Genomic DNA, 11,696 nt, shown 5'->3' on the forward strand with positions numbered 1-11,696 from the left:
CCCGATGCATACAACGGAAGTTGGCCAAGAGGGGGCGCATAGGCGCACGTTGTGTGCGCTCGCACGCCCCTCTCGCGACGGCCTGTCCGCGGGTATTAGGCAGATCGTCAGTGATACCCGTCCCGGCTGAGGTGAACTGGTGCCTGTTGCACACGGATACGTATGGCCTGTGTACACCCAGTGAAGAGGCTCGATGAGCCAGCATGTCGCGGAGAGCAAGAAGGAGCAGCCATGACGTCGGTTCTCTTGGTGCACGAGGTGTCCCTATGGCGGGCCTCATTGGCCTGCCTGATGAGCAAGGACAGAGATCTGACCGTGCGGACCACCGACAAGGGCGGCGTGCGCCCGGCGATGGCGGAGTGTCCCGCCGACATACTCGTCACCGATCTCGACTGTCCCGATTCCCTGGAAGTCCTCACCTATGCCGAGTCTTTAAGGCACCCCGCCGACCACGGCACCGCGCTGGTGGTCCTCGCCCGGGGGGACCGGGCAGGTGATCTGCGCAGAGCTTCGGACGCCGGAGCGCGTGGCTACATAGACAAGTTCGGGCCGGTGGACAATCTCTGCGAGGTGGTGCGGAAGGTCGCGGCGGGAGGCCGCCATATCGATCAGTCCCTGGCCTTCGGGCTGCTCCAGGCCAGTGAGGTTCCTTTGTCCGCACGGGAATTGCGGGTGCTCGCGCTGGCGGCCGAGGGGGAGTCGGTGTCGTCGATAGCGAACGCGCTGCATCTGGCCAGCGGCACGGTACGCAACTATCTCGCGGCGGCGATACGCAAGACAGGCGCCAGGAATCGGCTGGACGCGATCAGACTCTCCCGGGAGTTCGGCTGGCTGTAGGGGGTACGAGCAGGACCACGGACGGGTGACGGCCCCGGGGACGCCCGGCGGGGCCGGCATCAGCCGGGGATGTGGGACCAGCGGCCGGCGAGATCGCGGAAGAGCGCCGAGCGGTCGAGGAGTTCGGCCGGGGTCCCTTCGACCGTGCGGGTGCCGTCCATGACCAGCACCCGGCCGGCCCGGTACGCCGACCCGATCCGGTGGGCGATGGTGAGCACCGCACCCGCACGTTCGGCGAGCGCGCCCTCGGCCCGCGCCTCCGCCTCCGGGTCCAGCTCGCTCGTCGCCTCGTCCAGGATCAGCAGCGGGGCCGTGGTGAGATGGGCCCGGCCCAGGGCGACGAGCTGGCGCTCCCCGGGGGAGAGCCGCCGGGGGTCGAGCGGTGTGTCGAGCCCGCCGAGCCGCTCCACCAGGGCGTCGAGCCCGATCGCCGCGACGGTGGCCGAGAGTTCGCGGTCACGGGCCTTGGGGCGCAGATAGCGGAGGTTGTCGCGCAGCGTTCCGCTGAAGACGTACGGCTGCTGCGGCAGGAGCGTACGGACGGCGGTGGGGTCCAGTTCCCCGGCGGGGCGGCCCAGCCAGCGCACCTCGCCCCCGGTGGGGGCCGCGACCCCGGCGAGCACGGACGCGAGCGTCGACTTGCCGCTGCCGCTGGGGCCGACGACGGCGAGCCGGTCACCGGGCCGGAGGGTGAGGTCGAGCCGGTCGAGCACGGGGCGGGCGGCGGGTCCGTAGGCGAAATCGACGGAACGCAGCTCGGCGACCGCGGGGACCGGGGCGGCCGTCGCCCGGGCGGCGGGTGCGGGTGCGGAGGCGGTGGGCGGGGCGGGCAGCCGTACCGGTCCGGTGAACCGGTCCAGCACCACCACGAGCCGTCCCCCGGCGGTGCCGATCAGGGACAGCAGCGCGTACACGGCGGGTCCGAGGGAGAAGGTGAGATAGGTGAACGCGCCCACCAGCGCGCCGCCCGTGAGGCCGTGCCGCGTCAGCCAGGGGATGGCGAACAGCAGCAGCAGTACGGGCAGCCGCCCGCAGATGGCCAGCGCGAGCACGCGGACCCCCGCCCAGCGGGCCAGGGCACGGGCCGCCGTGGCCTGGACGCGGACGTTCCGTTCGGCTTCGGCGACGGTGCGGGCGGCGCCCCCGGTCGCGGCGATGTCCCGCAGCGCGGCGGCGGCCCGGCCCGCGTGGGCGGCGAAGTCCTCGTCCGCGCCGAGGTACTCGCGCTGGCGCGCGGCCATCGGGGGCAGCGTGGCCAGGAACAGCGCGATGCCGAGCAGCAGCGGGGGCAGCACCACGAGCAGCAGCCGCGGGGAGAGGGCGGCGAGTCCGGCGAGGGCGCCCGCGGTGGTGAAGACGAACGACCGCAGGGCGAGCACCAGTCCGGCCCAGCCGTCGCGGGCGATCTCGCTCTGATGGGTGATCCGGGAGACCGGGCCCGCGGTCGTGGGGCCGGTGGCGGTGAGGGCGGTGTGCAGGGCCTGGGCGGACGCGCGGCGCACCAGTCCGTCCCGCAGCGGCTCCACCAGGTCGGCGAGGCGGGCGAAGACGCCCCGGGTGGCGAGCGCGGCGGGGACGGCCGCGAGGGCGGCGAGGGCCAGCCAGGCGAGGCCGGTGCCGGTCCTTCCGTCGAGGAAGCCGTCGTCGAGGGCGCGGGCCACGGCGAGGCCGGTGAGGAAGGTCTGCGCGAACTCCAGCGTCGACCAGCCGCCGAGCCGGACGAGGGCGCGGGTCCGCGCCCTCAGGAACGGCCGCGCCTCCCGCGCCACCCGGCCCAGCGCGGTCCCCGCCGCCGCTTTCCCGCTTTTCCCGCTCATCCGCCCGCTCCCTCACCGAGTGCCCCGACCGCCGCGGAAGGAGCCCTGTCCCCGGCGCCGGGGACCTCGCCGCCGTCCGGCGGTCCGGTGCGGACGCGCCCGTCCGCGGAGTCCATGGACGGGTCCGGGGCCGCCGTGGACCCATTCCCGCGGGCGCGGGGCCCCCGGCCGGAGCTCTCCGCGGCCGCGTTCCCCGGCCCGGCCCCGGAGGGGTGCTCCCCATCGGCCCCTGAGGGCTGACCGGCCGTATCCGGAAGGACCTCCCCCGGCCCACCCCCACCGGCCCGGGATCCCTGGCCCGAGCCGCCCGGAGCAGCCCGTTCCGGTACACCGGACGACGAACCGTCCCCACCCGGCCCGGACGGATGCCCGGCCGCACCCGGAGGAGCACCGTCCGGCACAGCGGCCCGGAACCCACGACCCGGACCACCACCCGCGACAACCCGCCCCGGCACACCGGACAACGAACCGTCCCCCACGCCCCCCGACCGATGACCGGCCACGCCCGGAGGAACACCGTCCGGCACACCGACCCGGAACCCACGACCCGGACCACCACCCACGACAACCCGCCCCGGCACACCGGACAACGAACCGTCCCCCACAGCCCCGGACCGATGACCGGCCACGCCCGGAGGAACACCGTCCGGCACAGCGGCCCCAGAGGCGGCACCCGCACCCGCGGACACCCCGAGGAAGCCCCCGGCTACACCCGGCGCACCGGGCCCCTGGCCCGGGCCGCCCGCAGCCGCACGCTCGGGCCCGGCGGGGGACGGGCCCTCCCCGTCCGCCCCGGGGCGCGCCGGGGCGGCGGAGTTCCCGGGACCGCCCGGCGCCGGGCGGGGCGGTTCCCCGTAGGGACGCGGAACGCGGACGGCCGGGCCCCGGGTACCGGCCTCCGGCACGGGCGCCGTGGGCCCTGAGCCGCCCTGTGGCGGCGCGGGACGGGGGTTCTGGTGGAAGAGGGCCCGGTAGTCCGGGTGGTGCCAGAGGGTCGCGTGGGGGGCGATGGCGCGGACCTCGCCGCGGTCCAGCCAGACGACCTGGTCGGCCGACGCGGCGGTGGAGACGCGGTGGGCGACGATCAGCCGGGTCACCGTACCGGCGCGCCGGGCGAGGGCCGCCTGCACCTGGCTCTCCGTCACGGTGTCCAGGCTGGAGGTCGCGTCGTCGAGGATCAGCAGCCGGGCCGGGCGGGCGAAGGCCCGGGCCAGGCCGAGGCGCTGGCACTCGCCGCCGGAGAGCGGGGCCTGCTCCAGCGGGGTGCGCGCCCCGAGCGGCAGCAGGGCGACGAAGGGTTCGGCGGACGCGTCCCGGAGGGCGTCGCGGACCCGGTCGCCGGAGGGCCGGGGGTCGCCGTAGCCGACGGCGTCCTCGACCGTCGTCCCCAGCAGTACGGGCCGGGCGAAGGCATGGGCGACCTGGTCCCGCAGTTCGTCGGGGTCGATGCCGTCCAGCGGCACCCCGTCGAGGGTGACGCTCCCGGCGTCGGGGTCGGTGAGCCGCCCCGCCACCGCGGCGAGCAGGGACTTCCCCGAGCCGGAGCGCCCGACGACGGCGGTGGCCGTTCCCCCGGGGACGGTGAGGTCCACCCCGTTCAGCAGTCGCTCGCCGTCCCGGACGACGTCGACGCCGCGCAGCTCCAGCGTCCCGGGGCCGCCGGGCGGCAGGGTGAGCGAGCGGTGCGGCACGGGCGGCAGCGCGAGCAGCGGCTCCAGGCGCCGGGCGGCGGCGCGGCCCCGGGAGATCGCGCTCAGCGACCCGGTCAGCGAGCCGAACCCGACGGCGAGGACGGCGTACTGGGAGACCGCCAGCAGCGCGCCGACGCTGAGCGCCCCGGCGGCGGTCCGTATCCCGGCGACGGCGAGGACCACGGCGGTGAGCACCGGCAGCAGCGCCGCCGCGCCCGCCGCCGCGCGGCCCTGGATCTGCCAGGTCCGCCGTCCGTGGGCGTCCAGTTCGGTGAGCGGTCCGGTGATCCTGGCCTGTTCGCGGGTGGCGGTGTGGGCGGCGCGGACGGTCGCGATGCCGTCGAGCACCTCGGTGAGCCGTCCGGCGATCCGGGCCTGTTCGCTCTGGTAGTCGGCGGACACCTGGGCCGTGTCGCGGACGAGGGTCCGCAGCAGCACGACGAGGGCGGGGGCCGCGACGAACAGCGCGAGCGCCGTCCACGCGTCGACGAGCAGGAGTCCGGCGACCCCGCCGAGCGGCATCAGCACGGAGGCGACGGCGGTGGCGGTGATGACGGGGACCCCGGCGGCCTCCGCGGCGTTGGCGGTGAGCCGGGTGGTGAGGTCGCCCGCCGTGACGCTCTGGCCGTGCCGGGGTTCGCAGCCGGTGACCCGCTGGACGACGGCGACGCGCAGCCGGGCGGTCAGCTCCGCGGTGGTGGTGCCGCCGACGACGGCGACGACCGCGTCGAAGAGCGCTTCGGCCGCGGTCAGCGCGGTGCACAGGAGCAGCGCGGACCATACGGGTTCGCCCCGGGCCAGCAGCTCGTCCACGGTGTTCCCGAGGACGGCGGGCAGAACGACCGCGGCGAGGGCGCCGCCGGTGGAGCAGAGGGCGAGCAGCGTGAGGCGGAGCCGCCCGGCGCGCGGGACGGCGGTCTGCGACGGCGGGGAGGACGTCGCCGTCGGCGGACTGTGCGTCACGCGGGTTCCTTCCCGATCCGGGTCCGGGCGGAGCAGGGCGGCCGGCCCCGGGCGCGTGACCCGGGACCGGCCGTGTGGGCGGGGCCCGCCGGGTGTCTCACCGGCGGGCCGCTGACCCTGTGGGTCAGTTGCAGAGCAGCAGGCTCTGGGAGCTGTGGGGGCCACAGACGAGCAGGCTCTGGGAGCTACCGGTCTCCAGCTCGCCGAGGTTCTCCTCAGCCGGGATCTCCAGGGTCTGCAGGTCAAGAAGCGCCATGATGGTTTCCTTCCATGGGGACGGGGTAATGGTGGTGCTCGGCCCCTGGCTGGGGCCGGATCGTGGGCCGCGGATGCGGCGGGAGGAACGGCAGTGCCACGGGTGTGTCGTGGTAGGCGCTGCCGAGGGCGAGGAGGACGCCCGCTGTGCCGGTGGCCAGGTCCATGGACCGGCGCATCAGCTGATCACCGGGGAAGGCGAGTTCGCCCCGGTAGGGGGTGGCCTCACTCGCGAGGAGTGCGCAGTGGTCACGGATGGCGCGGGCGCGTTCGGCGGGATCGCCGTGCGGGGTGCGCGCCAGATGGAGGACGAATCCGGCGACGCCTCGGAAGAGGCCGGGCTGGATGTAGAAGCTGGAGCGCGCCGCGGGCTCGATGGACTGCCGCCGGGCGGCGAGTCCTTCGTCGTGCCGGTGGTGCAGATAGTCGTCCAGGACCAGGGCGATGCCGACGCTCCCGGCGCCGACGTAGGGCATGGTCCGGCGGCCGTCGAGGACCTGGAGCGAGCCGTCGGGGCGGGTCCGGCAGCGGTCGAGGTCCCTGCGGAGGGCGGTGGCGGCCAGGTCGAGCAGGGCGGGGTCGCCCGTGGTCTCGTAGCGGCGGACGAAGAGCAGGGCGAGCCCTGTCGCTCCGTGCAGCAGGCCGGTGCGCGGGGAGGGCGGCGCGGCGGTGAGGCTCCGGGCGGCGAGGTCGGCGCAGTGGTCGGCCGCCTGTCGGAGCGCGTCGGCGTCCGCTCCGGACCTGCGCCGGGCGAGGTCGTCGAGGACGAGGGCGACTCCGGCGTGTCCGCCGTGGAGGTCGGCGGGGAGGCCGTCGAGGCGTTCCCGGATCAGTGTCTGGGCGAGTTCGGTGGCCTGTTCGGGGTGGCCGAGGCGGTCCAGGGTCCAGGCGGTGCCCGCGAGGCCGTCGTAGAGGCCGAGGGCGGTGCCGGGTACGGGTTCCTTGGTCCGGGCGAGCAGCCATTCGACGGCGCCGGGGACCGGCGGGGCGCCGGTCTCGTGCAGGGCGTAGAGGACTCCGGCGGCGCCGTTGCCGAAGGAGTGGCCGCCCGCCGGGGAGGCGAACTGGGCGATGTCGCCGGGGAAGCAGCGGTCGTCGCGGTCGGGGGTGAAGGACGCGGCGATGGCGCGGGCCATGGAGTCGCGGCTCTGCGGCCACTGTCCGGGGTCGGGCGGCGCGGCGGCGGGGGTGCGGGGCCGGGAGCGGGTCGGGGGCCCGGCCCGGCGGGCGGAGGGCTCCTCGTCGGCGGCGTCCTGGAGCGTGTGCTCCGGGTCGGCCGGGACCGGCTCCTTCGCGCCGTGCGCGACCGGGTGCTCCGCGTCGTGCGGAGTCGTGTCCTCCGGGTCGCGCAGGATCTCCTCGACGGCGGGGCGGAGTTCGTCCAGGGTCACGGGGAAGATCCGGGTGATGTCCTCGGCCATGCGCTCGACGAGGGTGCGGTCGATCATGAAGAGCGTGGTGAGCGGCAGGAAGAGCGCGAGCCGCAGACAGGCGAGGGCGTAGCGGTCGACGTCCGTGCCGGTCCGGCCGCGCGGGGCGATGAACGCGGGGTTGGCGACGACCTGCGGTCGCCGTTCCTCCGCCGGGCAGGCGGCCTCGAAGTCGAGCAGGACCACCCGGGTCTCGTCCTCGTCGACCATGATGTTGGCCATATGGAGGTCGCCGAAGACCAGCCCCCGGGCGTGGACCTGGGCCACGGCACTCTCGACGAGGCCGTGTATCCGGTGGGACCAGGCGGTGTGCTCGGTGATCGCCTCGGGGTCCACGTCGGCCGAGCCGAGCGGGAAGCGGCGGGCGAGGAGGGTGTTCAGCGGGGTGCCGGAGATGTGCTCCAGCGCCAGGAAGCGGTGGTCTCCGACGGTGTGCGCGCCGAGGACGCGGGGGACGCAGTCGAGCCCCGCGAGCCGTTCCAGCGCGGTCCGTTCCCGTTCCAGCCGGGTGACGGCGTCGGCTCCGTCCATGGCGAGTCCGGCGTGGGGCCGGCCCTCCTTGAGGACGACGGTCTCGCCGGTGCGGGTGGAGAGGGCCTTGTAGACGCCGCCGCCGTTGGAGAAGTGGAGCGCGCTCTTGATCTCGTAGGGCAGTTCGCCGGTGCCGACGGCGTTGCGCGCGTCGAGGTGGGGGGTGAGGAACGCGGGCGGGGTGACCCACTCGGGAATCCGCAGGACCGGTCCGCGCGGGTCGGGGACGAGCGTGCCGGAGGGGTCGCTGATGGCCGGGACCAGCCGCCCTTCGGGGCCGACGCACCGGCGTCCGGTGAAGGCTCCGTAGCGGACGTGCACCGGGCCGTCGCCGCAGCGCAGATCGCTGAGGATGTACGGGCCGTGCTCGCCGTCCAGCAGGGCCATCAGGTCCGCGGTGATCCCCGGGAAGGCGTCCTCGGAGGGCGGGTAGACGGTGATGAACTTGCCGCTGCCGCCGCGGTCGGCGTACTTGCCGTTGCGCTGGAGGAGGAGCTGCCGGGAGGGGATGAACTTGAAGCTGATCCGGCGCGGCAGACAGTACTCCGCCACCCGCTGGAGAATCGATTCCGCGTTGTCGAGCGCGGCGGCGACATGGATCTTCCAGCCCTGGGGCGGCAGGGTGAGGCCGGTGGGGTGGCACGCGAACCAGTCGCCGCTGCGGGCCGTCTGCCAGCCCTCGGGGAGGGGGGTACGGGCGGGGCCGTACTCAGTGGCGGGGCCGGCGCTGTCGGAAGTGCCCTGCGAGGAGCGGTGCGGCGTGTCGTAGAAGTCGCGATCCGCGTGGCAGTACGCGGCGTACTCGGGGTTCATCCGCGCTCCCTCGCTCGGTCGGTGGTGTGGCGGCGAGAGGAAAACTTTCACACCGGCCCGGCGGCGAGACAGTCGTCCCTGTCATCACTCCGCTGTGCGTCCGCGTATGCGGATCTCATGCACCGCACACGCCGGAATGCTGTGTTCCGCTGTGCAGGAAGCATGGGTTCCGCAGGGGTGCCCCGACCGAGAAGGCGCCCCTGCGGCCCGTCCGACCTCGAACTCCGATGCGATGAACGGTTGTCAAGAGAGCAGGGTGCTCCGGGGCGGCGGAGCAGTGCCCAGGGGACCGGGGCGGGTGTGGTGGGTGTGCACAACGCGTGCCCAGGCCCGTGCCGCCCGGCCCCACACCTCACGGAGGACCGGTTCGGCGGCGCCGACCGAGGCGACCGCCGCGTCCGGATCGCCCCCGGCGCGGGCGACGGCGGCGCCGTTCAGCACGGCCCACCGGGCGACGTCCTCGCCCAGCACCTCGGGGTGGAACTGCACGCCCCAGGCCCGCTCCCCCACCCGGAACGCCTGGTGCGGGCAGTCGTCGCCGGAGATCAGCGGGACCGCGCCCGGGGGCAGTTCGGTGATCTCGTCCCAGTGCCACTGGGCGGCGGGGACCCCGTCGGGCACCGCCGCGAACAGCGGGTCGTCGTCGGCCGCGGGCAGCCGCCGCAGCGGCACGGCGCCCACCTCGGGGCCCCGCGCCCGGGCGGCGGTCGCACCGCCGAGGGCGCAGGCCGTGAGCTGGGCGCCCAGGCAGATGCCCAGCAGCGGTACGCCGTCGGCGGCGGCCTCCCGTATCAGGGCGCGCACGGCGGGCAGCCAGGGCGCGACGCCGTCGTCGCCGTGGCCGATGGAGCCGCCGAGGACGAGCAGGGCGCCATGGCCGGCGAGCGTGCCGGGCACCTCGTCGCCCGCCCAGGGGTGCACCAGCCGCAGTTCGAGCCCGGCGGCGGCGAGTTCGGCGCCGAGCATCCCGGGGCCGACGCCGTCCTCGTGCTGGATCACCAGGACCCGGGGGCGCTCCTCGGGGGCCGCCGCGGTCTCTGTCATGGCCGGGGCCGGTGCCGGTGCCGGGACCGGTGCCGGTGCCGTGGAGTGGTGCGCTGAGGTCGTCATGGGTGTCGTGGCTCCTCTGTCGTCGTCCGGTGGGTGCCGTTGCCGTGCCGTGCCATGCGGTGCGGGCGGTGCGGGTGGCCTTCTCCTCCCTCCCGCCGCTCTCTTTTCCGTCCGGCCCCTCTCTCTTCCGTCCCGCCGCAAACATGGTCGTACGAAAGAGTCGTGCGAACAGGCCGCGTGCGGTGGGCGGACGGCGGAATCCCGGGCGGACGGGCCGGCCCGCCACGGGGGTTCACCCGGCCGGGGAGGGGGGTCGACCGGACGTCACGACGCGCGCGGGACGGCGCCGGCCCGGCCCGGGGCCCTGGCCAAAAGCCGTTCCCTGGGTGGAGATACGGTCGGCTCCACGGAGGCCGGTCCAGCGGTACGGCCCGTACGGCGGCAGCCGGTGGACAGCGGATACGGAGGAGACCCCAGGCGATGACCGGAACGAGCGCACCGCCGCCGTACCCCGAAGCGGTGCGGCCGGTCGGCATCAAGGACGTGGCCCGGGCGGCGGGGCTGTCCGCCACCACCGTCTCGCACGCCCTCAGCGGCAAGGGGAAGGTCAGCGCCGACACCCGGGCGCGGGTGCGCGGGATAGCGGACGCGCTGGGCTATCGCCCCGCCGAGCCCTCCCGGGTCCGGCGCGGCGGGCGCACCGGCGTCCTGGGGCTCGTCGTCGGCCCCGGCGGCGGGGACCCGGCGGGCCCGGTCGGCCGGGGCTACGGCGGCGCGCTCGCCGCGGGGGCCGTGGCGGAGGCCGTCGACCGGGGCCACGCCCTGGTCGTGATGCCCGGCGGGCCCGGTGACGACCGGTGGACGGGGGTCCCGGTGGACGGTCTGATCGTGGTGGCCCCGGTGATGGGCGACCCCGCCGTCACCGAGGCGCGGCGGCGCGGACTCGCCGTCGTCACGGACGGCCGTCCCCCGGCCCCGGAGCACTCCCGCGTCCCGTACGCGCACAGCGACATGGAGCAGGGCGTACGGCTGGTGATGGAGCATCTGGCCGAGCGCGGGGCACGCCGGGTCGGGCTGCTGACCGGACCGTCGTCCGACGCGTACACGCGCGACAGCGAGCACGCGTATGTCCGCTGGTGCGCGGGAAGGGCGTGGCCCGCCACGGTGGAACGGGCGGGCGGCGGCGAACCGCCGCTGGACGCGGCCCGTCGGCTGCTGGCGTCGGAGCGGCGCCCCGACGCGGTGCACGCGCTCCACGAGAGCTACGGCGAGGCGGTGCTGACGGCGGCGGCCGAGCGGGGTCTCGCCGTCCCCGGCGATCTGCTGGTGACCGCGATGGGCGACGGCGCCCCGCACCCGGAGCTGACCCTCCTGTCCCGCTCCCCCCGTGCCACGGGCGCACTCTGCGTCACGCTTCTGATCGACGTCCTGCACGGCGGCAGACCGGAGCCGCGCCCGGTGCCGTGCGCCCTGCTCCCGGGCGCCTCGACCGCCGTCGGCGGCGAACGAGGGCACGCGCGGCCGGTCCCTGCTCCGCGGACAGCGTGACGACTGGCCGGAATGCAGGGGTTTCCGACCGGACGGCGTGCAGAGGGCGTCGGGGCGCCCGGGAGGATGGTCCGCCCGAACGCGGTACGGCGGCCCGGCGGCGGGTCAGTCAAGGCCCGGCGGGACCGCGCGGGCGAGCACCCGGGAGCCGCGCCGGGGGTCCAGCGCGTTCGCCCACACGGGGGGCGCGAACCGCGCGGGGAACGGGGCGAAGCCGTACTTCAGGAACAGCCCGCCGCCCCCGCCGGTCGCGGTGAAGACCGCGCGCAGCGCCCGGGTCTCGGCGGTGCGCAGCGCGGACCACAGCAGCGCGGAGCCGACACCGCGCCCCTGACTGTGTCCGGCGACGCAGAAGTTGTAGAGGACCCCGCTGGGGCCCAGCGGCGCCCGGGGGTGGTCCCGCAGGGCGAGGCAGCCCGCGAGGGCGCCGTCGGAGAGTTCGACGACGAGGAAGTCGTCGGCGTCGGCGGCGTACAGCTCCGGGGGTCTCTCGCGCAGCGCCCCCGAACGGGCGAAGGGGGCCGACAGGGTGTGCAGGGCCGCGGCGTCCTGGGCGCACGCGCGTCGTACGAAGACGGCCGCCACCGGTGCGGCGGGCCGTGTCGTGACGGCTTCGGTCCCGGTCAGGGTCACGGGTTCCCCTCTCTTCGGTCCCCCGGGGGAACACGGTTCGATGATCGTACCGACGGGGGTGGGCGGGGCCTTGCCGTCCGGTTGACCGCCCGTGCGGAAGCCACCGTTCCGGCAGGGTGCTCACCGGC

General features: G+C 75.6%; 8 protein-coding genes. 2 read left to right on the forward strand and 6 right to left on the reverse strand.

Going from position 1 to position 11,696, the window contains the following annotated elements; genetic code table 11:
* The first annotated feature begins 231 nt into the window (after positions 1 to 231).
* Positions 232 to 837, forward strand: coding sequence for a response regulator transcription factor (locus CRV15_RS03770; RefSeq protein ID WP_009997861.1), 606 nt, complete (start codon positions 232 to 234; stop codon positions 835 to 837).
* A gap of 59 nt (positions 838 to 896) precedes the next feature.
* On the opposite strand, the gene CRV15_RS03775 is transcribed toward CRV15_RS03770, so the two are convergent.
* The 5 genes from CRV15_RS03775 to CRV15_RS03795 form a co-directional block, all read right to left on the reverse strand.
* Positions 897 to 2,654, reverse strand: a complete 1,758-nt coding sequence (locus CRV15_RS03775) for an ATP-binding cassette domain-containing protein (protein WP_003962286.1) — start codon at positions 2,652 to 2,654, stop codon at positions 897 to 899.
* On the reverse strand, positions 2,651 to 5,308 hold the full coding sequence (locus CRV15_RS37665; RefSeq protein WP_003962285.1) for an ABC transporter ATP-binding protein: 2,658 nt from the start codon (positions 5,306 to 5,308) through the stop codon (positions 2,651 to 2,653). The genes CRV15_RS03775 and CRV15_RS37665 overlap by 4 nt, the downstream gene beginning before the upstream one ends.
* A 124-nt stretch (positions 5,309 to 5,432) precedes the next feature.
* Positions 5,433 to 5,564: a SapB/AmfS family lanthipeptide gene (locus tag CRV15_RS03785; protein ID WP_009997859.1), complete on the reverse strand. Its 132-nt coding sequence runs from the start codon at positions 5,562 to 5,564 to the stop codon at positions 5,433 to 5,435.
* Positions 5,551 to 8,337 (reverse strand): class III lanthionine synthetase LanKC, encoded by a 2,787-nt coding sequence (lanKC, locus tag CRV15_RS03790; RefSeq protein WP_003962284.1) that lies wholly within the window; start codon positions 8,335 to 8,337, stop codon positions 5,551 to 5,553. Before lanKC ends, CRV15_RS03785 begins: the two co-directional genes overlap by 14 nt.
* 243 nt (positions 8,338 to 8,580) lie before the next feature.
* The gene (locus tag CRV15_RS03795; protein ID WP_003962283.1) at positions 8,581 to 9,447 is read right to left on the reverse strand and encodes a type 1 glutamine amidotransferase; all 867 of its coding nucleotides are present in this window, start codon (positions 9,445 to 9,447) and stop codon (positions 8,581 to 8,583) included.
* Between the two features lie 420 nt (positions 9,448 to 9,867).
* Between CRV15_RS03795 and CRV15_RS03800 the strand changes: the two genes are divergently transcribed.
* On the forward strand, positions 9,868 to 10,935 hold the full coding sequence (locus CRV15_RS03800) for a LacI family DNA-binding transcriptional regulator (protein WP_009997857.1): 1,068 nt from the start codon (positions 9,868 to 9,870) through the stop codon (positions 10,933 to 10,935).
* A gap of 105 nt (positions 10,936 to 11,040) precedes the next feature.
* On the opposite strand, the gene CRV15_RS03805 is transcribed toward CRV15_RS03800, so the two are convergent.
* The gene (locus CRV15_RS03805; RefSeq protein WP_003962280.1) at positions 11,041 to 11,568 is read right to left on the reverse strand and encodes a GNAT family N-acetyltransferase; all 528 of its coding nucleotides are present in this window, start codon (positions 11,566 to 11,568) and stop codon (positions 11,041 to 11,043) included.
* Positions 11,569 to 11,696 lie beyond the last annotated feature (128 nt).

This window comes from Streptomyces clavuligerus (assembly GCF_005519465.1).
In the GTDB taxonomy this organism is placed as follows: Bacteria; Actinomycetota; Actinomycetes; order Streptomycetales; family Streptomycetaceae; genus Streptomyces; species Streptomyces clavuligerus.